Genomic DNA, 23,402 nt, shown 5'->3' with positions numbered 1-23,402 from the left:
ATTATGAGTAAAGATCAAACAAAAGTACTTCTAGCAGCCGCTTTAGGAGCAGTTGCTGGTTTGGCTCTGGGTGTTTTATTTGCACCGGATAAAGGAAGCGAAACGCGTCGGAAAATTAAGGACAGCATCGGAGAACAGAAAGATAAAATTGCGCAGAAAATCCAAGAGTTGTTGCAACTAGCCGAGTCGCAAAAGATAACCAAAGAGCAGTTAGACGAAACAGTGGACGAATTAGTTTCTAAAGCCGATGACGGCGCAGCAGAGATTTTAAGAACGCTTCAGGAGAAATTAGATAGCTTGAAGGCGAAGATGTAGCTCAGTTAAAGCGTGTTTTTTTTGAGAAATCGTAGTTCTTTAAATTGTCTGTCGTTAAGAGTTCGAAGTTGTTCCAGATCTTTTTTCAGGCCTTTTAATAAATCATCTCTTTTTTCTATTTCTTGCTGAAAAAAGTTTAGGAGATAGCTATCTTCTGCAAGATTATTTCCAGTTGCTTTGCGCACAACTACATCTTCGGGCAAACCTAAAAAAAGCTGTTCTTCATTTATTTTATAGAATTCGAGAAGTTTAGGTAAGTATTTTAACCAATTTGATGATTTACCCGTTTCGAGTCGGTGATAGGTTGAAGCGTCTATTTCTAGGTAATAAGCAACTTCTTTCACTGTGTGGTTTTTTAAAAGTCGCAACTGACGTATTTTCTTTGCAAAAGTTAAGTTCATAGTTTGAGACATTTAATAGCTATTCAAAATTATGCATTTTATAAAACGTTATATAATATTAACATTATTTTAACAACTATGTTACTTTGTTATAACATCGTAACAAATTTATAATCAAATAATTATATTTTTTTATTTAATTATTATGTAGTTTTTTTATACTTTTAACACGGGTAATTTTCAAAGTTTTTTTGATGTATTTTTCAGGGATGTACAACGAAATTCTTTTGTCTTTAGTTGTTGCGATTTTCGCAAGATTATTGCGTTTTTTGCAAGATTATTGCGTGAAATGCTTACATCTTTTTTTTCATGATCTAATTACTTTGCTCCGTAACCAATGGCCAACGGATTACGAAAATGTAATTAGTAATTTTTAAATTTTAAAGTCATGAAAAAAATTTTGTTTTTGTTGTTTAGCATTATTGCAACTATCGCTAATGCACAGAGTTTGTCAGGTTTAAGAAATGAGAAAGCTTTTAAGGATTATGTAGTTTCTGAGTACAATCTAGTAAAAAATGCTGAGGAAGCAGGTATTTCTTTAGTTAATTCAAATCTTTTGAGAAGCGGAGATCAAACAGAGTTAAGAAAATTTTTGTCTGCAGTTGGTATGACTGAATCTAGTTATCGGAACCATTTAACGGTTCAACGAAACAGACTTTCTTCCCTAGAGTCTAAGTACAAATTATCTACAATAAGTTCCACAAAGCTGCAGGATTTACTTGTTCCGGAGTTGTATCCGATTTTGCAGCCTATTATTGCAGTAACCAATGGAGATTGTGAAGATGAATTAAGAAATACACTCATAATTAATTTTGCGGCTGCTGTCGTTGGACACGTAGGTTGTGCTTCGGCTGATATAACCGTAGTTGCAGGTATTCTTTGTCATGCAGCTGTAGCATCTATTCATGCGGCTGCCGATTCCAACGCACGCATAGCATACAGACGTTGTATCAAAAATTAATATAAATAAATCATGAATAGTAAACGAGACATTAGTTCCTTATTAGTTTGTAGTGTAGTTCTAGCAATTTTATACATTTTTCAAGAAATAGATATTTGGATAAAACTTTTTATTCTAATATTCGGTTTGATTTTTGTTTCCATAAAAGCCTGGAATAAATACAAAACGAGAAACTTCAACAATTTCGAAATAGTACTTCTTGGAATTGCACTGGTACTGTCTGTTGCTATTTTTTTAAGATCATACCTTTATCTTTAAAACAGTTTAAAGTGCTAATTTTACGGATTATTCTTGTAATGGTTGTTTCATTAACAACTATGTTTTCGAGCGCCCAATCCACCACTACAAACATCCTTCGTGGTGCCGAGATTATCACTTCTGGTCTGAGCATTTTTGCCACATCTAAAAACAACAATGCGAACAAGACCGTAATCGACCAAGTTTGTATCAAAAACAAACTTACCGAGCGCATAACATTTAAAATTTACGGCGTTTCGGATGCTACGCAAGACGATATAAAAAAAGAGCTTGTTATTCCTGTTGATGGAAAAGAATGTTTCTTAAATCTGCCTAAAGGCGTTTATACCTACGAGGTGATTTTATCAAACAAAGAAATCTATCGAAAAGGAGAATATCACTTCAAAGAGGATGTTGTTATTGCAGTGAAATCAGAATAGAAATCAAGCCGGTGTTAAACCGGCTTTCCACTTTGCAAGAAATTTTTTTTAAATATGAGAAAGTTATATATTTTAGCACTACTGTTCTCATAATCAAAAATTTTAAAATCAAGCATAGCTATTTTTTATGGAAACTTCATTATTTTTTTGGCAAACTTTCAATATCCTACTCATTGTAGGATTGTTCTTTTTGATTCGCTTTTTTTATCTGAAGTTAAAAAGACGATAGAGGACTTAGTAAAGGGTTTAGAAATGTGCATTTATTATTAGCTTCTCGCGAGAATTACTCGTTTAAGCTAACATTTTATGCACAGTCATGCCAAAAAAAAACCACCAAAGCGTTCGGTGGTTTTTTTATTTTCTTGTCAGAAGTTTTACGCTTCCGTTTCCGGTTCTGCAGCTGGATACGTGGGCGGTTCGTAAGAAACGTCGGCATCTTTAATGCGTTTTCCGCCTCTTTTCATAGATTCGCCAATCTGATTGCTAGCCGTAAACGAAGCAACCATATTATTCAACATATCGCTGCCCGCTTGAGGCGAATTAGGTAACAGAATTAAGTTCGAATTCGTATCTGCACCGATCGATTGTAAGGTATCGTAATGTTGTGTCACCACAATCAATGCCGATGCTTCCTGGCTGTTAATTCCTACTTTATTCAAAACATCGACACTCTCTACCAAACCACGAGCAATTTCTCTACGCTGATCGGCAATACCCTGTCCTTGTAAACGCTTGCTTTCCGCTTCGGCCTTTGCTTTAGCAACGATGCGAATCCGTGAAGCTTCGGCCTCAAATTCAGCAGCCGTTTTCTCACGATCGGCGGCATTAATACGATTCATAGCGTTTTTTACCTGAATATCCGGATCAATGTCGGTTACCAACGTATTGATGATATCGTAACCGTACGTGGCCATCGCTTCGTTTAATTCGCGTTTTACGGCAATTGCAATGTCGTCTTTACGCTCAAAAACGTCGTCTAGAATCAATTTAGGGACTTCTGCGCGCACAACGTCGAATACGTAGGCCGTTATTTGGTCGTGCGGGTATTCGAGCTTGTAAAACGCATCGTAAACGCGATCTTGAATGACTTTGAACTGCACCGAAACTTTCATCTTAACAAAAACATTGTCTTTGGTCTTTGTTTCAATGATGACGTCCAGCTGTTGAATACGCAAATTCACGCGTCCGGCAATTCGATCAATTAGCGGAATTTTCAGCTGCAAACCCGAGTTGCGCACGCTTAAAAACTTTCCGAAACGCTCGATTACCACCGCAGTTTGCTGCTTTACGGTGAAGAAAGCCGATAGAAAAATGAAGAATCCTAAAACAAGGATTACAATAAGAGTGATAGACATGATACTGCTTTTCGTAATGATACGCAGTAGCTGTCATTTAGTTACAGCTTACAACGGTATTTTTTGTAAACCTGTTTGCAAACGTTTAACAGTTTCGGCTCTTCCTATCACTTCAATGATGTCGAACACGTGCGGTCCTTTCATTTCCCCGACCAATGCCAATCGAATTCCAGGTAAGATACGTCCCATATTTGCATTCGATTTGGCGAAATGTGCACGGACTTCTTCTTCGATTGCATAGCTATCGTCGTTGGTCGATTGCTGTAAAACTTCCACCAATTCTTCAATGTAATCGGTAGTTTCTACCGTCCATTTCAAACGCATTTTTTCGTCGTAGGTTGTTGGCGCTTCGTATAGGTACGAGGTTAGTGTGTAAAAATCTTTTACCGTGTTTGCGCGATTTTTTATCAGCGTGAATGCACGTACAGCGCTGTTCATCGGAATTTCATAGCCGTGTAAAGCCAATTCTTTTTGGTATAATTCACCGCCTTTTTCGTCTGTAATTTTTTGTAAGTACTGGTGATTAAACCACAAGTTCTTCTCCGGATCAAATTTTGCTCCAGCTTTGTGAACGCGTTCTAAATCGAACAATTCACTTAGCTCTTCCAATGAAAAAATCTCCTGATCGGTTCCGTTGTTCCAACCCAAAAGTGCAAGGAAGTTAACAACAGCTTCCGGGAAAAATCCGCCTTCGCGATATCCCGCCGATTTTGTTCCGTCGTCTCCAATCCAATCTAACGGAAAAACAGGGAAACCAAATTTATCACCGTCTCGTTTAGATAATTTTCCGTTTCCTTGTGGTTTAAGTAAGAGCGGTAAATGTGCAAATTCCGGACGTTGCCAACCAAATGCTTCATACAAGCTAAAGTGCAAGGGTAGGGAAGGCAACCATTCTTCGCCACGAATCACGTGTGTGGTTTCCATCAAATGGTCGTCTACAATATTTGCAAGGTGATATGTGGGCATACCGTCGCTTTTAAACAAGACTTTATCGTCGAGCAAATTGGTTTCAAAACGCATGCGTCCGCGGATGATGTCTTGGGTATAAATTTCCGTATCGGCAGCAGTTTTGAAACGAATAACGTAGGCATCGCCACGTTGTAAACGCTCGTTAACTGCTTCTGCCGAAAGGCTTAAACTATTTTCTAAGCCGTTGCGACTGGTTGGTCCGTAAATGAAAGTTTTTCCTTCTTTTTCTGCATTTTTTCGCAGCGCGTCTAAACTTTCTGCGCTATCAAAGGCATAATAGGCAAAGCCTTTGGCAACCAATTCGTCGGCGTATTGCTTGTACAAATGTTTGCGCTCGCTCTGGCGATACGGTCCAAATTTTTCATTTTTCCCAACCGTTTCATCCGGTGAAATCCCCAACCATTCTAGAGCTTCAAAAATGTATTCTTCTGCTCCGGGAACAAATCGAGTTTGATCGGTATCTTCAATACGCAGGTAAAAAGTTCCTTTATTTTTCTTAGCGAAAAGATAGTTAAACAAAGCAGTTCTTACACCACCAATGTGTAATGGCCCAGTCGGACTAGGAGCAAAACGAACGCGAACAGACATAGCGATTTTTTTAGGATGCAAAGATAATCAACCCATTTTTATGGTGCTCGCTTATGCGAAATTATAAAGCAGGAAACGATTTGAAATGCGGATTTTACTTCCCAATCGCGATTTCGATTTGCTAATCAATTATTTTTCAGTATTTTATTGTTGCGAGAAGCTTAGCAAGGAATTAACAATACAGAATCAGCGAAAATGCTACTTTTATCGGTTAAAAAGTACGTAATCGATGCAGCAGAAAATCATCTTCGATAAATTAGAGGATTTTATCCGAAAGTATTACTTCAACGAGGTATTACGTGGAGCCATTTTTTTCGTGGGCTTGGGCTTGTTGTATTTGCTTTTTACCTCTTTAATCGAATATTTTCTTTGGCTGGATTCAGCCTCTAGAACCGTAATTTTTTGGTTGTTTGTTGGAGTAGAAGTTTTTCTTTTTGGAAGATACTTAGCCTGGCCCTTAGCAAAGTTGTTTAAAATCCGAAAGGGAATTAATTACAAACAAGCATCCGCGATTATTGGAAAACACTTTTCAAATGTCGACGACCGTCTGCTGAATTTCCTTCAATTAACAGCCGAGCCTCAGAAGTCGGAATTACTTTTGGCATCGATCGATCAAAAAGCAGCTACTTTGGCGCCGGTCCCGTTCACCAATGCCATCGATTTTTCGAAAACAAAAAGATATTTACCGCTGGCTATACTGCCGATTCTTGTTGTTGCTTATTTTTTTGTTTCTGGTAATTCATCTGTGCTTTCCGGAAGTTTAAATCGCGTGGTTCGCTATTCGGAGTATTTTGCTAAGCCAGCTCCTTTTAAGTTCGTCATAAAAAGTGCACTTTCGGGAGTAGAAGGTCAGAGTTTTACGCTGCGTGCAGAAACAGTAGGTAAGGTAGTTCCGGAACAAGTTTCGGTATTGATTGGCGAACGCATTTTTTTAATGGATAGTGAAGAGCCGGGTGTTTTTACGTATGAATTCACTTCCCTACAGGAAGCAGTTACGTTTGTTTTGGAAGCAAACGGTTTTCAATCGAAAGAGTATACATTACAAGTTGCGCAAGTGCCAAGTATAGTCGATTTCAAAATGCGTTTGCAGTATCCTGCCTATTTGCAAAAGCGTGCCGAATTAGTTTCGGGGACTGGCAATGCCGTAGTTCCAGAAGGAACTTTGGTTTCGTGGATTTTAAATACAAAAGCTACAACGGCAGTTTATTTCAACGTTCCAGATGGAAAGCAAGCTTTTTCCAATAATGAGCAAATGTTTAGTTATAGCCGTAAGCTGCGCGATGCTTTATCTTACGAGATCACTACAGCCAATCAGCGAGTTTCTGATTACGAGCGTTTGAAATATCAGATTTCAGTGGTTAAAGATCAATATCCTACAATCAATGCGAAGCATGCGCCCGATTCGTTAGGTGTTGCGAAAGAAGTTGTAGTGGGAGAGCTTGCGGATGATCACGGTTTAGGCAAGTTTCAGGTCGTTTATTATCCAGCGGGAAAACCTCAAGAGGAACGTCGTTTTAACTTTAGTGCTAAGTCTGGATTATACGATCGTTTTGTTTTTACATTTCCGTCTACTTTACCCGTTGTAGAAGGCGTTAGCTATGAATATTATTTTGAGATTTTTGATAACGACGGTGTAAACGGTGCAAAGGCGGCGAGATCTGAAGTTTTTTCGCAGCGAATTCTTACGACTGATGAACGAAATGATCAGTTTTTGCAAGATCAAAAGTCGGCAATTAGTAATTTAGAGAAGAGCACTAACCAGCAAAATAAGCAATTGAGCGAGCTGGATAAACTTCAAAAATTATCTCGAGAAAAGGACAATTTGTCGTTCAAAGACAAACAAAAGTTAGAAGACTTTATCGAGAAGCAACAGCAAACCGAAGAGAAGATGCAGAAGTTTGCCGAGAAGTTAAAAGAGAATTTACAGAAGTCGGAATTAGGTAAGAACGACGAGGAGAAAAAAGATCTCGAAAAACGTCTTGAGAAAAGTGAAAAGGTATCTGAAGAGACTCAGAAACTTCTTGATGAATTGAAGGAGCTGGGGGATAAGTTGAAGCAAGAAGATTTGTTAGAGAAGATGGATAAGTTGGAAAAGATGACCAAATCTCAAACCAGAAATTTGAAGCAACTTGTTGAAATGACTAAGCGTTTTTATGTAAAGAAAAAAACGGAACAACTTGCTAAAAAGTTGGAGGAATTAGCTCAAAAGCAGGAGCAGCTCGCCGAGGAGCAAGTTCCGAACGAAGACAAGAAACAAGAGGATTTAAAGAAAGAATTCGAAGATGTAGAAAAGCAGTTGGAGCAATTGAAGAAAGATAATGAAGAATTAAAAGCTCCGTTGGAAATACCAAGCGATCAGAAGAAAGAGGAGTCGGTTAAAGAAGATATGAATAAAGCGGGCGAGTCGCTTAAGCAAGATAATCAATCGGGCGCAAAGCCTAAGCAAAAAGCTGCGGCTAAAAAGATGAAAGAAATGTCGCAAATGATGGCGGAGTCGATGATGTCTGGCGAGTCTGAATCTAACGAGGAAGATGCAAAAACGCTGCGTCAGATTTTGGACAATCTGTTGTCTTTTTCGTTTTCTGAGGAATCTCTTATGAAGAAGTTTCAAAGCTTGCAGCGTTCTTCGCCTTCATACAATACACAACTTAAGAAGCAGCAAGATTTAAAACAGCAGTTTCAGCACGTAGACGATAGCTTGTTTGCACTGAGTTTACGCAATCCGAAAATTGCGGAGGAGGTCAATAAAGAAATTGGAGAAATTACGTACAACATTGAAAAGTCGTTGGAGCAATTGGTGGAAGGTAATGTAAGCCGCGGAACGTTTCATCAGCAGTATACAGTTTCTGGTAGCAATAAGTTGGCCGATATGTTGTCTGAAACTTTGAATAGCATGCAAATGAGTATGAGTGGTTCGGGTAGTGGTGGCAAAGGAACGCCTAGTCCGGGACAAGGTTCGGGCAAAGGCGGTCAGTTGCCGGACATCATTCAAAAGCAGCAAGGTTTGGGGGAGAAGATGGGGCAACAACAGGGAAATAAAAATCAAGGAAACCAACCGAATGGGCAGCAGCAAGGCGGAAGTCAGCCGAACGGTAAAGAAGGTGGTAAGTCGGGCTCTGGTAAAGGCGAAGGTGAATCGGGAGAAGACGGAGAAGGAGATGCGAAAGCCATTATGGAGATTTACAAACAGCAGCAGCAATTGCGGGAAGCTTTATCGAAAGAATTGGAGCGAAAAGGCATGACAGGAGCTGGACAAAATGCCTTGAATCAAATGAAAGAATTGGAAAAGCAATTATTGAATCAAGGTTTCAAGAATAATTTGCAACAGCGTGTACAAGCGATTAAACAAGAATTGTTGAAGCTAGAGAAAGCAATTCGCGAACAAGGCGAAGACAATAAACGACAGTCGCAAACCAATCAGAAGTCGTTTTCAAATAACGCGCCTGAGATAAGTCCGGCCTTACGCGACTATTTAAACAGCATTGAAATATTAAACAGACAAGCCTTACCTTTGCGCGCCATTTACGGAAAGAAGGTTCAAAACTATTTTAGCAATGATTGAGTTTCACAGTGAAACAGACTTTGAGTTAACAGACGAGAAATTAGTTGCCGATTGGATTCTACGTGTAGCGCATAAGCACGGGAAGTCGATTAGTGAAATCAGTTATGTGTTTTGCACCGACGAGTATTTGTTAGATATGAATCAGCGGTTTTTGAACCACGATACGCTAACAGACATTATCACTTTTGACTATACGGTAGGCAATGAAATCGGCGGAGATGTATTTATTTCGACCGAGCGAGTGGCTGAGAATGCCGTTGATTTTGGAGCAGAATTTAACGAAGAACTACGGCGAGTAATTATTCACGGCGTATTGCACTTATGTGGCTTCAAAGATAAATCGGAAGACGATGAAGTGCAGATGCGTAAATTGGAAGACGAAGCATTAAAAATGTTCCACGTGGAACGCTAACTTAATTGTTCCACGTGGAACACTGAATTATGTTTAAAGATATATACGATGTGATTGTGGTTGGCGCTGGACATGCAGGTTGTGAGGCCGCTGCCGCCGCCGCAAATATGGGAGCAAATACCTTGCTGGTAACAATGAATCTGCAAACAATTGCGCAGATGTCTTGTAATCCGGCTATGGGTGGTATCGCAAAAGGACAAATTGTTCGCGAGATCGATGCGATGGGTGGATATTCGGGCATAGTGTCGGACCGCACGGCCATTCAGTTTAAGATGCTTAATAAGTCGAAAGGACCAGCGATGTGGTCGCCGAGAGTTCAGAGCGATCGGATGCGTTTCGCGGAAGAATGGCGCGACATGCTGGAAAATACCCCCAATCTAGATTTCTATCAAGAAATGATTTCAGGTTTGTTGTTTGAAGGAAACGCTATTGCTGGTGTGAAAACAAGCTTAGGAATCGAAATCAAAGGCCGTGCTGTTGTGCTAACCAATGGGACGTTTTTAAACGGATTGATTCACATTGGCGAGAAGCAATTTGGTGGAGGTAGAGCGGGTGAGTCGGCTGCTTTTGGAATCACGGAGATTTTAAAAGATCATGGATTTGAAAGCGGACGTATGAAAACAGGCACGCCGCCGCGAGTAGATGCCCGTTCAATCGACTTTAGTAAGCTACAAGAAGAGCCGGGAGATACGGATCCGCAAAAATTTAGTTACAGCAATTTATCGCAGCCTTTACAGGAGCAAAAGAGTTGCTATATGGCTTATACTTCGCCGCTAGTTCACGATTTGTTGCGCAGCGGTTTCGATCGGTCTCCCATGTTTAACGGACGAATTAAAAGTATCGGTCCGCGTTATTGTCCATCGATTGAAGATAAGATAAATCGTTTCGCAGACAAAGAGCGCCATCAATTGTTTATTGAACCTGAAGGATGGAAAACACGCGAAATGTACGTAAACGGATTCTCGACTTCGTTACCTGAAGACGTGCAATTCAAGGCGCTAAGTTCGGTCGTTGGTTTTGAAAATGTAAAGTTTCTCCGACCGGGTTATGCCATAGAGTACGACTATTTTCCGCCAACGCAACTCAAGCATACGCTTGAAACAAAGCTTATCGATCATTTGTATTTCGCAGGACAGATTAACGGAACTACGGGATATGAAGAAGCAGCGGCGCAAGGACTCATGGCAGGGATTAATGCTGTTTTAAAGTTACGCGAGCAAGAGCCGTTGATTTTGAAACGTGACGAAGCCTATATTGGTGTACTGATCGACGATTTGATTACCAAAGGAACAGAAGAGCCGTATCGTATGTTTACCTCGCGTGCGGAGTATCGAACTTTACTGCGTCAGGATAATGCCGATGAACGCTTAACGCGAAAAGCATTTGATATCGGTTTGGCTAGTGAATCGCGCTTACGCAGAATGGAAGAGAAGTATGCGAAAGCCCAAGATGTGGTGACTTTTTTCAAAGAAACGAGTGTTACGCCAGCAGAGGTTAATCCGATATTGGTTGCACGTGAATCGGCAGAGATTGTTCAAAGCGATAAAATGTTTAAAGTTTTTTCTCGTCCACAAATAGATTTAGCTGCGATGCGCGAACTCGAGAAAGTACAGGCGTTTTTCGCAGACAAAGATTTGGATGATGAGATACTAGAACAAGCCGAAATTATTGTGAAGTATTCGGGCTATATAGAAAAGGAGCGCAATCAAGCCGACAAATTGCAGCGATTGGAAGACATCAAGATTCCAGAAACTTTCGACTACATGCAGCTCAAATCTATGTCGATTGAAGCACGGCAGAAATTAACGGCTATTAAACCAATCACTTTAAGCCAAGCATCGAGAATTAGCGGCGTATCGCCCAGCGATATTTCGGTTTTGCTTGTGCATATGGGTAGGTAGTTTCACGTGGAACACAAATGAGAAAAGCACTGTTTATAAGCCTTAGCGCAATTTTACTTTTTCTACTCAACGGCTGTGGCGCCGGCAAATCGACATTAGTAGACGATTATTTCATTGCGGTGGAAGGAAAGATGGTTTCGAACAAAGCGGTAAATGCTTTCATTTTTGAGAACCGAAACAACGAACTGCATTTCCGAAACTACATGCGCGCTCGCTTTGGCGTTACAGGCGAAGACTTTGATGTAGATGTAAACGTAAACGGCCAACCTATTCGGTTGCTTTTTTACAGCAAAAACGATTTTGACCGCTATTTTGAAAAATACAATTTTAAATACACCGGTTTGGTCGACGATATTACAGCTGATCAAATGGCAGCTAACCACTTCGTAGCCATAAGTGCTGTAGATGCCGGTGGAAACGATGCGCTCGATGAATCGCATATAATTTATCAGGAAATGATTGCTTTCTTAAACGATTTCAAAAAACAATACCTCCGATTATGAGCGCTACCGAAAATTTACACGTGACCGATTTTAGCGTTTCAAAAGAAGTTTTTGAGCTGCGTTTTAATGAATCGCTACAAGCTTTGGAAACTTTTCCTAAACCTGCCGATATCGACAGATACTATCAATCCGACGATTATATTTCCCATACCGATAATAATACCGGCTTCGTCAACAAGATTTATCAGTCGGTCAAACAGTACATGCTATCTAAAAAAGTACGTTTGTTGTTTCAGTACAAACGAAATTTAAAGACGGTTTTAGATATTGGCGCCGGAACTGCTGCTTTTGTAAAATTGTTGCAAACAGTAAATGTGCAGGCAAAAGGTGTGGAGCCAAGCGAAGTTGCCCGTAAGCATGCTGCCGAAAAAGGTGTAAAGTTGTTCGAAAAGCTAGATCAAGTATCCGGACAGCAATTCGATGCAATTAGCATGTGGCATGTACTCGAACACATACCCGATCCAAAAGCACACCTGCAAAACTGCCACGAGCTCTTGAATAAGGATGGCTTGCTGGTTATCGCTGTTCCGAATTATAAATCGTTTGACGCAGATTATTACGGCGCTTTTTGGGCTGCTTACGATGTGCCAAGACACCTATGGCATTTCAACCAAAAAGGGATGCAACAATTGTTGAAAGAAAGCGGTTTTGAGATGCGCGCGATTAAACCCATGATTTTTGACGCTTTTTACATTGCACTTCTTTCTGAGAAATATAAAAACGGTCGTACTTCAATCTTTAAAGCATTTTGGATTGGCTTACGCTCAAACTGGAAAGCTTTAGGCAATAAAGAATACTCGAGCCTCATTTACATCGCTCAAAAATCGTAAAAAGCCGTTTATTTAGCCGCTATTCAACGATTGCGGATTGAAACAATAATTTACCTTAGGAAATCCTGAAAGCGCCTTAAAATGCATTTATTTAAGTCGTTTTTAATAAGCGAATCTAATAACAAGATCGATTATAATAGATTTATCTTATTTTAAGAAAATCCTCTTGTTGCATTTCAAAATTTCTACATTTGTACGATTTTAAAATTGAATAATGAAAAAAGTAGTTGTAATTCTTGCGTTCGGACTTTTAGCACTTGCGTGTTCGAAAACCGCAGAAGTAAAAGAAGCTAAATATGCGTACATCGATACCGCAAAATTGATGGAAGAGTATGAAGAAGCAAAAGATATCGAAGCGAAGTACAAAAGTAAATCTGAGGAAGCCGGTCGAAAGTTTGAAGTAGCCGAACAAAATTTTAAAGCCGATGCCGAGAACTTCGAGAGAAGTGCACGAGCAAACGGCGAAGCTTGGGCGCAACAAAAAGGAGCGGAGCTACAACGTCGCCAACAAGAATTGCAGTATTCTGCGCAAGCAGTTGCACAGCAGTTACAGCAACAAATGGGTACAGAAATGGACTCGTTGGTGAAAAACGTTAAATCGTTTATCAAAGATTACGGAAAGAAAAACGGTTACAAATACATTTTTGGAACAGGCGAAACAGCAACCATTTTGTACGGTGATGAGAAAGAAGATATCACTAAAGAAATCGTTAAGTTGTTGAACGAGAAGTACAAAGCTACGCCAGCGAAAGAAACAGCTGAAAAAAAATAATCTTTTCACGAAACTAAAGAACATAAACTCGGAGCAATCTGGGTTTTTTTATGCTCGTTTTTTTGGAACGATTTTTCGCAGTAGCGACAGCAGCGGCATCCCCCGACCTTAGGAGGGGATATAGCGAATGGCGCGGTGCCGGCGCTCTGCAATTGTCTCGTAAGGACGTAGCCGGCAACTGCCCAAATAAAAAACCGCCTCATTCTTCAGTGATGAGACGGTTTTTAAATTTCAAAAAAATCAATGATTTATCTTATTTTTCGAGCGCGTATCTGCGTGCTACTTCGGTCCAGTTGATGACGTTGAAAAATGCTTCGATGTAATCTGGGCGACGGTTTTGATAATTCAGGTAATACGCGTGTTCCCAAACGTCTAATCCTAAGATTGGCGTGCCTTCGCAACCAACTTCAGGCATCAACGGATTGTCTTGATTTGGTGTTGCGCATACTTCAAGTTTTCCGTCTGATTTCACGCAAAGCCAAGCCCAGCCTGAGCCAAATTGTGTTGCTGCCGCTTTCGCAAATTTTGCTTTAAACTCGTCGAAAGTTCCAAAATCGCGCTCAATAGCCGCAGCTAATTCGCCTGTTGGCAAACCACCGCCGTTTGGCGACAATACAGTCCAAAACAAATTGTGGTTGTAAAAACCGCCTCCGTTGTTGCGAACAGCAGCATTTTTCTTGTCGAGATTGATTAGAATGTTCTCAATTGTAAGTCCTTCTAAATCAGTTCCCGCAATCGCAGCGTTCAAATTGGTTGTGTAGGCATTGTGGTGTTTTGTATGATGGATTTCCATCGTGCGCGCATCGATGTGCGGTTCTAAAGCATTGTAATCGTAAGGTAATTTTGGTAATTCAAAAGCCATAATGTTGTTTTTAAGTTTAACAAAAGGACTTCAAATTTAGGTAATAAATTGCGGGCTTATTGGTAAAGTAAAGTTATATTTTAGCTAATTTGTGAAAAAAAATCTGCGTTTAGAAAACTGCTTAAAACATGCCGACAATTTCTGAAACTCCATCAATTTCAATTTACTACGCTTCGGCCGGATCGGGTAAAACCTACACACTCGTTAAAGAGTATTTGAAAATCCTGCTACGTAGCTCGCGTGTTGATGCCTACAAACGCATTTTGGCGGTTACGTTTACCAACAAAGCTGTCAGCGAAATGAAGAGTCGGATTTTGGAAAGTTTATACGCCTTTTCGCTCGATGAACCGTCCGACAAAATGCGAGAATACCGCGCTTTAATTAGCAGTGAAATAGGAAAATCGGAGCAAGAAATTCAGCAACATGCCAACGCCATCGTCAAGAACTTGTTGCACAATTACGCCTCCTTCGACATCATGACCTTGGATAAATTTACACATCGTGTTATCCGTGCTTTTGCCGTCGATTTCGACTTACCGGTAAATTTTGATGTCACACTCGACACCAAAACCATTTTGCAAGAGGCGGTAGAACGAGTGATTAATGATGCAGGAAACGATCCTATTCTGACCGAAATTTTGTTGGAACATCTCGAGAATAATGTTGAAGAAGGCAACAGTCATCGCATGTTTCAGCAACAGCTGTATCGCGATGCCGAAGTAATAACTAAAGACGATTTTAAATCGGGATTAGAGGAACTGCGCGATTTCAGTATGTTCGATTTTCGCAGTTTTCAGAAGCAACTTCGGCAGAAAATCTCGGAGGTAAAATCGGAGCTCGCCAAACGTTCGTCAGAAATAAAGGCAGATTTCGACCGCTTGTGGGAACAGGGTCCGTTTATAGCAGCAAATTCGAAATTCATTTCGCAAATACAGACGCAAGACGACAAGTATTTCGACAAAAAGTTCGAGAGTATTGAATCGCTTCGCGTTAAGAAAGGATTTGATACGCCGGCCTTGCTTTCAGATTTAGAAAAACTGCTTGCCAAAATGCAACTGATTTATGAGCTCCGTACGCGAAGAAGCAGATTTCAATTAATTGTAGATAAGATTGTTGGGATGTCTTTACTGTTGCAAATTCGCAAAGAGTTTCGAGAAGTGCAGCGCGAGCGAGACGAAATTCCACTATCTGAATTCAACGAAATAATTGCCAACAACTTACAACAACAACCGGCACTTTTTATTTACGAACGAATAGGAGAGAAGTACGATCATTTTTTTATTGATGAATTTCAGGATACTTCGGAGCTGCAATGGAACAATCTGGTTCCGTTAATCGACAATACCACAGCCGGAATGTCGGAAGACGGAACCAAAGGAACTTTAATGATTGTTGGTGATCCGAAGCAGGCCATTTATCGTTGGCGCGGCGGACGAGCAGAATTGTTGCAAGGTCTTGCCAACCAGACCAATAAACCTTTTGTGAACGATGATGTACAAACTTTTATACTCGATACCAATTACCGAAGTTTTAGTAACGTGATTGCTTTTAACAACGCATTTTTTGATTATTCGAAAGAGTTTCTAGCCAGTGAATCCACCAAAGCACTATACAGCGAAACAGCATCGCAGAAGCCAAACAGCAAGCAGGGCGGTAGTGTTCGAGTTACCGTATCTGATATTGCCGAACACGAAAATGTGGTTATTGATTCGATTCGTTATTTTTTAAGTTTGGGATTCAAATACCAAGACATAGCCGTTCTCAGTAATAAAAATGCCGAATTGTATAAGATTTCCGAGGTTTTACTAGAGAATAACATACCGATTTTAAGCGCCGAATCGCTGCAAATAAAAGCCTCGCCCGATGTTAAGTTGATAAAAGCCTTGCTACAGCTTTTGTATAATCCGGAGGATACCAACGGCCAGTTTGAATTTTTGTACCAGCTAGCACAATTGCAAACAGCTTTGACCGTCGACGCGTATATCGCTTCGAATCTGGCACAATGGCGCGAAACGAAAAAAGTTGATTTTCCTAATTCTGCAGCCTTTCCAGCAAATTTCGATACACTGCGATTGATGAGTATTTTCGAAGTAATTCACCTGTGTACGGTTTGGTTAGAAGCGCAAAAACAACACGCGTTTAGCGATGCGTATTTGCAGGTTTTTGGCGATTTAGCTTTGCAATGTGAAGCGAGAGGACTCACAGGTTTGCAAGATTTCTTGGAGTTTTTAGAAGAAAAGAAAGGTTTGGAAGTTGCAGTAGCGCCGCCACCAGGAGTGGATGCCGTGAAGTTGATGTCGGTACACAAGTCGAAAGGACTCGAATTTCCCGTTGTTATTTATCCGTTTGTTGCTACACCGCGAAACGCTCCATCGGAAAAATTGTGGATTCCGAACGAAGCTGAAGATATAGAATTACCGCTCACCTTAATTGATTCGAACGCAAAATTGGACGTATTGAACGACACGGCTGGTGCTGTTTTCACAGAAGTACAGCAACAGCGACAAACGGATAAAATGAATCAGTATTATGTGGCGTTTACTCGCGCCGAAGAACATTTGCATATCGTAACCGTTCCGCCGCCGAAATCGAGTTCAAATCCGTTTAACATTGAAACTATTTTGACCAATTTTGCGACCGATTTTGGTATGCAAGCGTCAGAATCGCAATCGTTTATTTTTGGAGATGATACAACTTCAAAAACAGCCACTACCGACAGCATCTCTGTGGATTATTTATCGCGAACACCTCAGAAAGAACAGCGAAATGCAATAAAAATTGCCGATCGAGCCGCACTGCTGTGGGGATCAGCTGCAGAGAAAGCGCTGGCAACAGGGATTTTACTGCATGAATTATTGGCAGAAGTTAAACAGCAAGAAGACGTGCAAAGCGTGATCGAAAAAGCCGTGCAATCGGGCAAGTTAACAACAGACGAGTTAGCGCCGATTAGCGTGCAAATGCAGAAAATAGTTGCGCATCCCGACTTAAGCGAGTTTTTTAGTCACGACGTTAAAACCATAACCGAACAGGCTATACTTTCAGCTCATGCACCGATCTTAAAACCTGATCGCGTGAGTTTTTTGAATAAAAATCAGGTTGCATTATTGGACTACAAAACCGGAAGTAAACGCGGTGAACACGCGAAACAATTAGACTCATATGCGGCAGTTTTGCAAGAAATGGGATTAGAAGTTGTAAAGAAAGCCTTGGTTTATACTTCGGAAGAACTGGAGGTTGTATTAGTTCCCTAAAGCGACAAAGAATATATTGCTAACCGCGCAAAGAAAGCAGTTCCGATAAAATTTTTAAATCGAACTTAGGTTCATAACTTTGGCAGACAAATAAAAAAAGTATGTACGGCAAAATTCAACAGCATTTGCAAGCAGAGCTTGAGCAAATTCGCGAGAACGGATTGTTTAAACAAGAACGCATTATTACATCTCCACAAGGGGCAGAAATAACCATTTCAACAGGTCAGACGGTTTTAAATTTCTGTGCGAATAACTATTTGGGATTGTCGTCGCATCCAGAAGTGGTACAAGCAGCAAAAGATGCATTAGATACGCACGGTTTTGGAATGTCGTCGGTGCGGTTTATTTGTGGAACTCAAGACATTCACAAGCAGTTAGAGCAAGCCATTGCCGACTTTTACGGAACGGAAGACACCATTTTGTACGCTGCAGCTTTTGATGCAAACGGTGGAGTTTTCGAACCGCTGTTGGGCGAACACGATTGCATTATTTCCGACAGTCTTAATCACGCTTCGATTATCGACGGCGTTCGTCTGTGTAAGGCAGCACGTTATCGGTACGAAAACAACAATATGGCTGATTTAGAACAACAACTAATTGCAGCTACCGAGAAAAACCACAGATTTAAATTGATAGTAACCGACGGTGTATTTTCGATGGACGGACTGGTTGCTCCTTTAGATCAGATTTGTGACTTGGCCGAGCGTTACGATGCTTTAGTGATGGTGGATGAATGTCATGCAGCGGGATTTATCGGAGCTACTGGTAAAGGAACGCTGGAAGCAAAAAACGTTATGGGTCGTGTGGATATCATAACGGGTACCTTAGGTAAAGCTCTGGGTGGCGCGATGGGCGGATATACAACAGCAAAGAAAGAAATCATCGAAATTTTACGTCAGCGCTCGCGCCCGTATTTGTTTTCTAACTCGTTGGCACCAGCAATTGTAGGCGCTTCGTTAAAGGTTTTTGAACTGTTGAAGACCGATACAAGCTTACGCGACACGTTGGAATTTAACACAAATTATTTCAAGAATGGAATGAAAAAAGCAGGTTTTGACATCATTGATGGCGATTCGGCAATTGTTCCAGTGATGTTATACGACGCAAAATTGGCACAAAATATGGCTGCAAAACTGCTGGAAGAAGGGATATACGTCATTGGCTTTTTCTTCCCAGTTGTTCCCAAAGAGAAGGCAAGAATTCGCGTTCAATTGTCGGCAGCACATACTGTTGAGCATCTAGATAAAGCGATCCAGGCATTTACTAAAGTTGGGAAAGAACTTTCTATAATTTAAAAGAATTTTTATATTCTTTCACGATTTTTAACAGATACTTTTTTTATAAGAAATATCAACTTACTTTTGCCAGAACTAATTAAGTAACTAAATAACTCAAGTATGAAAAATCTTAACAAGTTTTTTGCTGCTTCGTTGTTAGTACTAGGCCTCAGCGCTCAGGCGCAAGATGGTGACAATCCTTGGGCATTGTCGTTTGGTGTCAATGCTGTTGACACGAGAACTAGCGCTAATGGAAGTGGTGTTTTTGATCAACCCTTCAAAGTAAGAGAAAACTGGAATATCCTTCCTTCGGTTTCTTACGTTAGCCTAAGCCGCTATTTAGCTGATGGTTTCTCTGTTGGTGCAACAGGTTCTATAAACAGAATCACGAAATTGGTTTATCAGTCAGAAGTTAATCCAATGGATTATGTTGCTGTTAATCCTGGAGATTTAGATTATTACGCACTTGACGGACACATCCGTTATAGCTTTATGCCGTTAATCAAATCAAAAGTTATTGAGCCTACGCTAAGCATTGGCGGAGGTTATCAGTGGGTTGGTGATTTCGATGCAGCTACCTTGAACGGTGGTGCAGGTTTAACTTATTGGTTTGCAGAAACTGTAGGTCTTTCTTGGCAAACAGTTTACAAATATTCATTTGCAGACAATCGCGCAAACGCTGACCGTGCAACAGGTATCCCAACACATTTCCAACATTTAGTTGGTTTAACTTTTAAATTTGGAGGAAAAGATACTGACAACGACGGAATTTACGACAAGTATGATGCTTGTCCAGAAGTAGCAGGTCCTAAAAACCTTAACGGTTGTCCTGATACAGACAACGACGGCGTTCTTGACAAAGACGATTCATGTGTAGATGTGGCTGGTCTAGCTGCCTTCGCTGGTTGTCCAGATACTGACGGCGACGGAATTCAAGACAGCGAAGACGCATGTGTTGATGTTGCAGGTATCAAGTCATTGAAAGGTTGTCCAGATGCTGATGGCGACGGAATTGCTGATAAAGACGATAAGTGTCCAACTACTAAAGGTCCAAGAGATAACCAAGGTTGTCCTTACCCTGATACAGATGGCGACGGAGTTCTTGACAAAGACGATAAGTGTCCAAACGAAAAAGGTGTAGCTTCTAACAACGGTTGCCCAGAAGTAGCAATCACTTCTGAAGCTGTAGACCGCTTAAACGCTTACGCTAAAACAATCTTGTTCAACAGCGGTAAGTCTTCATTCAAGCAAGAAACTTTCGCAGTACTACAGTCAATCACTGCAATCTTGAAACAATATCCAAGTGCTAAATTCTCGATCGAAGGACACACAGATAGCGATGGTAAAGATGCTGCTAACCAGAAATTATCTGAGGAGCGTGCTGCAGCTGTGAAAAACTACTTAGTTGAAAATGGTGTTGCTGCTAGCAGATTAACTTCTGCAGGTTTCGGAGAAAGCAAACCAATCGATTCTAACAAAACAGCTAAAGGAAAAGCTAACAACCGTCGTGTTGAGGTGAAATTAGTAAACTAATCTCAATACTATAAATTAGTAAAAGGCTGCAATTTGCAGCCTTTTTTTATGCGCTTTTTCTAGACTTCCTTTTCTTAACCATAGCTTTTATAGCGGTTCACATTACTTTTCTGCATCATAAAAACAATAGCTTTTCAAGCTCTATTTCTCTACTTTTTGTAGCTTTCGCTTGATTTTTAATTCCGAGAAAATCGAAGAACAAAGTAATCTTTCAAAATCGTTAAGTTTGTTTTGTACGCTTTTTCTGAATTGATTTCCTTACGTATTAAATTTGAAAACGTGCTTTCGACCGTAAAATCACCGGAACAAGGCACTTTTAAAGCTCAAATCGCATAACCTTTTTTCTACCCAATGCAACAAAATCAATGGCAGCTAATACCTTTCTAAAACTTTTAAGTGCCGAAATGTTCGCACACCGCGAGAAAACAGGAGAATGGCCCGTAGTGATTCTTCCCAGCAAACGCGCCAAAATTTTTCTGCTTCGCGAACTGCGATCCAACTGCCAAACTCCCGTTTTTGCACCCGAAATATGGAGCGTAGAAGAATTCATTTCAAAGGTCAGTGGAGCCAATCCCATAGAAGAACTAAACTTATTGCTCGAGTTTTACAACGTCTACAAGTCCGTTACTAGCCCCGAAAACATTCAAGACTTCTCGTTTTTCGCCAATTGGGCACCAACCGCATTAGCCGATTTCAACGAAATCGACCGCTATCTGCTCAATCCAGACGCGATATTCGACTACCTGAAAGCTATAGACGACATCAAAAAGTGGGGCGCAAACCCCGACGATACGCCGCTGCTTAAAAGATATCTCAACTTCTGGAACCAGCTTCCTAAATATTACTACGCACTCAAAGAACGATTATTACACCTCAATCTCGCCTATCAAGGATTGGCATATCGCAGAGCGAGCGAGCAAATCAACGCGTTTGGAGCAAATACCGAGGCGCACTTCTTCTTCGCGGGATTTAATGCGTTAAACGCCGCCGAAGAACGCATTATCAAAAGTTTGATGGAACTCGGAAAAGCACAGATTTTTTTCGATATCGATAAAACACTATTCGCCGACAAAACCCACGATGCCGGACTCTTTCTGAGACGTTACGCCACAACCTGGCCGCAGTTTCGAACCCAATCCATGAATTTTGTCACCAACGAGTTCAGTCAACACAAAGAAATCAATTGCCTCGGAACTACCGGACGCATCGGACAAGTGAAAATTGCCGCGCAAATCCTGAACGAATGGGTTCAGCAAAATCCTGAACGTCTTTCTAAAACAGCAGTAGTCTTAGCCGACGAATCGCTGCTGCAACCGCTCTTAGCTGCGCTGCCCTCGCATATCGAAACACTGAATATTACGATGGGCTTGCCGTTGGAGAAATCTTCGGTAGTACAGTTGTTTAAAGATATTCTTCGCATGCAACTCGCCGCAAAGCAACGAAAAGGCGGCAGTATTTACCACCGCGATTTGCTTCGCGTACTGTCGCACAATTTCATTTCCGGAAAGCAAGCCAACAACATCTTGCAGTACCTAACCGAAAACAACATTGCCTTTTGCAGCAGCAATAGGTTACTTCAACGCACCGAGGATCCGCTCCTACGCGCCATCCTAACCGATATCGAACCCAACGGAAGTAATCTGCCCGCATATCTCACCACGATCATCAACTTGCTCAAACCCACGCTTTCCGTAGAGCAGCCCGAAAGCAGATTGCAACTTAGTTATCTCTTCGAGTTCGCGCGCGTTGTGGCCAAATGGTCCGAATACCTCGAAACCGCAAAGCAACAATTTACACTCGATATCGACCAAGCCATTCAAATTCTAAAACAACTGCTTAAAACCGTCACCGTTTCTTTTGAAGGCGAACCGCTCGAAGGACTCCAAATTATGGGTATTTTAGAGTCTAGAACGCTCGATTTCGAACGCGTCTTGGTCTTGGGTCTAAACGAAGGAAAACTGCCCGCAGGAAAGAGTTTTAATAGCTTTATTCCGCATGATGTGAAACGCGAACGCGGATTGCCAACCTATCGCGAAAAAGACGCTATTTTTTCCTACCACTTTTACCATTTGCTCCAACGTGCCAAACACATAGATCTCATCTACAATCTCGATACCGAGGGCTTCGAAAGTGCCGAACGCAGCCGCTTTATTACGCAATTGCTTTTCGACCCCTCGCCCAATCACCAAATAACCGAACATATTTTCAACACCTTCGTCGAAGCCAAAGCCGAGGCGCGTCAGGAAATCTTTAAAACGCCCGCATTAATCAATCAACTCAAACAGTTGCTCGCACACGGCTTGTCTCCTTCGGCGGTCGATACGTATTTGAGAAGTCCGCTCGAGTTTTACAAACAATATCTGCTCGGCCTGCGACCCGAAGATGAAGTCGAAGAGAACATCGCCGCAAATACGCTCGGGACGATCATTCATAACGTATTCGAAAAGCTCTACGAACCGTATCTAAATCAGGTGCTTACAACCGATTTCTACGACAAAGCTCTCGTACTTTTCCCCGAATTGCTGCAAAAAGAAGCCGAGATTTTATTCAAAGAAGGCGATTTGGCTTTCGGACAAAACTTCCTCGAAATTAGTTTTGCTCGAACGACCATTAAATCCTATCTCGAGGCCGAACGTGCCTTAGTTGCTGCTGGAAATACACTGATTATTAGACTTTTAGAACAAAAACTTTCTGCCGATTTATCCGTGCCGGAATTCGATTTTCCAGTGTGCGTTTCCGGTAAAGTCGATCGTATCGATGAGCTAAACGGAATCATTCGCGTTCTCGATTACAAAACGGGCCGCGTAGATCGAAATTATCTCAAGTTCGATGCCGCCGCACAGCACGAAGCCAATCTTAAAGAAAGCAAGGTTTTACAGCTGCTTACCTACGCTTTTGCAGCTGCCAGCGGAACGCCGTTTAAAACGTTCGAGGCAGGAATTATTTCGTTGCGAAGTCCAAAAGAAGGCGCAATTGTCCTGCAACTTAAAAACTTTGCCAACTCCGATTCGCTAATCGACCAAACGGTTTTTGACCAGTATCAACAAGCCATGACGTACGTGATTAGCGAAATGCTCAATCCAGTAATTCCGTTTACCGCCGATCGAAAGAAGGAAAAAAAGTAAATTTTAGCGCACGATTATAGTGGTTTTTTTGGGCAGCTTTTCGCGCTTTTCGTTTCAATTTGGGCGCGCAAAGGCGGTTACGGCAGTTTTTGAGTACAGCTTCCGTTG

Annotated in this window: 17 protein-coding genes; 13 read left to right on the top strand and 4 right to left on the bottom strand. The window is 41.2% G+C overall.

Annotation, left to right across the window (positions count from 1 at the left end; genetic code table 11):
• Nucleotides 1–3: 3 nt before the first annotated feature.
• The gene (locus ACOVQQ_RS04120) at nt 4–315 is read left to right on the top strand and encodes a YtxH domain-containing protein (protein WP_421817066.1); all 312 of its coding nucleotides are present in this window, start codon (nt 4–6) and stop codon (nt 313–315) included.
• 5 nt (nt 316–320) lie between these two features.
• Here the strand turns inward: ACOVQQ_RS04120 and ACOVQQ_RS04115 are convergent, their stop codons facing one another.
• Complete coding sequence (locus tag ACOVQQ_RS04115) at nt 321–716, bottom strand: helix-turn-helix domain-containing protein (protein ID WP_421817065.1); 396 nt, start codon at nt 714–716, stop codon at nt 321–323.
• 388 nt (nt 717–1,104) lie between these two features.
• Here ACOVQQ_RS04115 and ACOVQQ_RS04110 point away from each other — a divergent pair, with 388 nt between their 5' ends.
• Both ACOVQQ_RS04110 and ACOVQQ_RS04105 read left to right on the top strand, forming a co-directional pair.
• Nucleotides 1,105–1,677 carry a hypothetical protein gene (locus tag ACOVQQ_RS04110; RefSeq protein ID WP_421817064.1) on the top strand — a complete coding sequence of 191 codons (573 nt, stop codon included), beginning with the start codon at nt 1,105–1,107 and terminating at the stop codon, nt 1,675–1,677.
• Nucleotides 1,678–1,994: 317 nt separating this feature from the next.
• Nucleotides 1,995–2,354: a hypothetical protein gene (locus ACOVQQ_RS04105; RefSeq protein WP_421817063.1), complete on the top strand. Its 360-nt coding sequence runs from the start codon at nt 1,995–1,997 to the stop codon at nt 2,352–2,354.
• 374 nt (nt 2,355–2,728) lie between these two features.
• Here ACOVQQ_RS04105 and ACOVQQ_RS04100 read toward each other — a convergent pair whose 3' ends face one another.
• Together ACOVQQ_RS04100 and gltX are read right to left on the bottom strand one after the other, a co-directional pair.
• Nucleotides 2,729–3,709, bottom strand: coding sequence for an SPFH domain-containing protein (locus ACOVQQ_RS04100; protein WP_421817062.1), 981 nt, complete (start codon nt 3,707–3,709; stop codon nt 2,729–2,731).
• Between the two features lie 48 nt (nt 3,710–3,757).
• Nucleotides 3,758–5,272, bottom strand: a complete 1,515-nt coding sequence (gltX, locus tag ACOVQQ_RS04095) for a glutamate--tRNA ligase (protein WP_421817075.1) — start codon at nt 5,270–5,272, stop codon at nt 3,758–3,760.
• 223 nt (nt 5,273–5,495) lie between these two features.
• On the opposite strand from gltX, the gene ACOVQQ_RS04090 reads away from it, so the two are divergent.
• The 6 genes from ACOVQQ_RS04090 to ACOVQQ_RS04065 all read left to right on the top strand — a co-directional run bounded on the left by ACOVQQ_RS04090 (nt 5,496) and on the right by ACOVQQ_RS04065 (nt 13,246).
• A complete protein-coding gene (locus tag ACOVQQ_RS04090; protein WP_421817061.1) occupies nt 5,496–8,828 on the top strand; it encodes a hypothetical protein in 3,333 nt (1,110 codons plus the stop codon).
• Entirely contained in the window at nt 8,821–9,240 is a 420-nt protein-coding gene (gene ybeY, locus ACOVQQ_RS04085) for an rRNA maturation RNase YbeY (RefSeq protein WP_421817060.1), read from the top strand. The genes ACOVQQ_RS04090 and ybeY overlap by 8 nt, the downstream gene beginning before the upstream one ends.
• A 29-nt stretch (nt 9,241–9,269) precedes the next feature.
• Nucleotides 9,270–11,141 carry a tRNA uridine-5-carboxymethylaminomethyl(34) synthesis enzyme MnmG gene (gene mnmG, locus ACOVQQ_RS04080; protein WP_421817059.1) on the top strand — a complete coding sequence of 624 codons (1,872 nt, stop codon included), beginning with the start codon at nt 9,270–9,272 and terminating at the stop codon, nt 11,139–11,141.
• A 17-nt stretch (nt 11,142–11,158) separates the two neighbouring features.
• On the top strand, nt 11,159–11,644 hold the full coding sequence (locus tag ACOVQQ_RS04075) for a hypothetical protein (RefSeq protein ID WP_421817058.1): 486 nt from the start codon (nt 11,159–11,161) through the stop codon (nt 11,642–11,644).
• Nucleotides 11,641–12,474 carry a class I SAM-dependent methyltransferase gene (locus ACOVQQ_RS04070; RefSeq protein WP_421817057.1) on the top strand — a complete coding sequence of 278 codons (834 nt, stop codon included), beginning with the start codon at nt 11,641–11,643 and terminating at the stop codon, nt 12,472–12,474. Before ACOVQQ_RS04075 ends, ACOVQQ_RS04070 begins: the two co-directional genes overlap by 4 nt.
• A gap of 214 nt (nt 12,475–12,688) precedes the next feature.
• Nucleotides 12,689–13,246, top strand: a complete 558-nt coding sequence (locus ACOVQQ_RS04065; protein ID WP_094486338.1) for an OmpH family outer membrane protein — start codon at nt 12,689–12,691, stop codon at nt 13,244–13,246.
• A gap of 253 nt (nt 13,247–13,499) precedes the next feature.
• Here the strand turns inward: ACOVQQ_RS04065 and ACOVQQ_RS04060 are convergent, their stop codons facing one another.
• Nucleotides 13,500–14,108: a superoxide dismutase gene (locus tag ACOVQQ_RS04060; RefSeq protein WP_421817056.1), complete on the bottom strand. Its 609-nt coding sequence runs from the start codon at nt 14,106–14,108 to the stop codon at nt 13,500–13,502.
• Between the two features lie 128 nt (nt 14,109–14,236).
• On the opposite strand from ACOVQQ_RS04060, the gene ACOVQQ_RS04055 reads away from it, so the two are divergent.
• The 4 genes from ACOVQQ_RS04055 (at nt 14,237) to ACOVQQ_RS04040 (ending at nt 23,294) form a co-directional block, all read left to right on the top strand.
• Nucleotides 14,237–17,359 (top strand): UvrD-helicase domain-containing protein, encoded by a 3,123-nt coding sequence (locus ACOVQQ_RS04055; RefSeq protein ID WP_421817055.1) that lies wholly within the window; start codon nt 14,237–14,239, stop codon nt 17,357–17,359.
• Between the two features lie 101 nt (nt 17,360–17,460).
• The gene (gene kbl / locus ACOVQQ_RS04050; protein WP_094486335.1) at nt 17,461–18,654 is read left to right on the top strand and encodes a glycine C-acetyltransferase; all 1,194 of its coding nucleotides are present in this window, start codon (nt 17,461–17,463) and stop codon (nt 18,652–18,654) included.
• Between the two features lie 102 nt (nt 18,655–18,756).
• Nucleotides 18,757–20,169, top strand: coding sequence for an OmpA family protein (locus ACOVQQ_RS04045; RefSeq protein WP_421817054.1), 1,413 nt, complete (start codon nt 18,757–18,759; stop codon nt 20,167–20,169).
• Between the two features lie 365 nt (nt 20,170–20,534).
• On the top strand, nt 20,535–23,294 hold the full coding sequence (locus tag ACOVQQ_RS04040; RefSeq protein ID WP_421817053.1) for a PD-(D/E)XK nuclease family protein: 2,760 nt from the start codon (nt 20,535–20,537) through the stop codon (nt 23,292–23,294).
• Nucleotides 23,295–23,402: the final 108 nt, after the last annotated feature.

This window comes from Flavobacterium sp., assembly GCF_049240005.1.
GTDB lineage: Bacteria > Bacteroidota > Bacteroidia > Flavobacteriales > Flavobacteriaceae > Flavobacterium.
The sequence above is the reverse complement of the archived record's forward strand: the minus strand, read 5'-3'. Positions and strand labels throughout refer to the sequence as shown.

Excerpts from the sequence above, each read along its gene's own strand:
- ACOVQQ_RS04110 (WP_421817064.1), top strand. The coding sequence starts at position 1,105 with ATGAAAAAAATTTTGTTTTTGTTGTTTAGCATTATTGCAACTATCGCT.
- ACOVQQ_RS04075 (WP_421817058.1), top strand. The coding sequence starts at position 11,159 with ATGAGAAAAGCACTGTTTATAAGCCTTAGCGCAATTTTACTTTTTCTA.
- ACOVQQ_RS04120 (WP_421817066.1), top strand. The coding sequence starts at position 4 with ATGAGTAAAGATCAAACAAAAGTACTTCTAGCAGCCGCTTTAGGAGCA.
- ybeY (WP_421817060.1), top strand. The coding sequence starts at position 8,821 with ATGATTGAGTTTCACAGTGAAACAGACTTTGAGTTAACAGACGAGAAA.
- ACOVQQ_RS04090 (WP_421817061.1), top strand. The coding sequence starts at position 5,496 with ATGCAGCAGAAAATCATCTTCGATAAATTAGAGGATTTTATCCGAAAG.
- ACOVQQ_RS04060 (WP_421817056.1), bottom strand. The coding sequence starts at position 14,108 with ATGGCTTTTGAATTACCAAAATTACCTTACGATTACAATGCTTTAGAA.
- ACOVQQ_RS04105 (WP_421817063.1), top strand. The coding sequence starts at position 1,995 with ATGTTTTCGAGCGCCCAATCCACCACTACAAACATCCTTCGTGGTGCC.
- ACOVQQ_RS04045 (WP_421817054.1), top strand. The coding sequence starts at position 18,757 with ATGAAAAATCTTAACAAGTTTTTTGCTGCTTCGTTGTTAGTACTAGGC.
- mnmG (WP_421817059.1), top strand. The coding sequence starts at position 9,270 with ATGTTTAAAGATATATACGATGTGATTGTGGTTGGCGCTGGACATGCA.
- ACOVQQ_RS04070 (WP_421817057.1), top strand. The coding sequence starts at position 11,641 with ATGAGCGCTACCGAAAATTTACACGTGACCGATTTTAGCGTTTCAAAA.
- kbl (WP_094486335.1), top strand. The coding sequence starts at position 17,461 with ATGTACGGCAAAATTCAACAGCATTTGCAAGCAGAGCTTGAGCAAATT.
- ACOVQQ_RS04065 (WP_094486338.1), top strand. The coding sequence starts at position 12,689 with ATGAAAAAAGTAGTTGTAATTCTTGCGTTCGGACTTTTAGCACTTGCG.
- ACOVQQ_RS04055 (WP_421817055.1), top strand. The coding sequence starts at position 14,237 with ATGCCGACAATTTCTGAAACTCCATCAATTTCAATTTACTACGCTTCG.
- ACOVQQ_RS04100 (WP_421817062.1), bottom strand. The coding sequence starts at position 3,709 with ATGTCTATCACTCTTATTGTAATCCTTGTTTTAGGATTCTTCATTTTT.
- ACOVQQ_RS04040 (WP_421817053.1), top strand. The coding sequence starts at position 20,535 with ATGGCAGCTAATACCTTTCTAAAACTTTTAAGTGCCGAAATGTTCGCA.
- ACOVQQ_RS04115 (WP_421817065.1), bottom strand. The coding sequence starts at position 716 with ATGAACTTAACTTTTGCAAAGAAAATACGTCAGTTGCGACTTTTAAAA.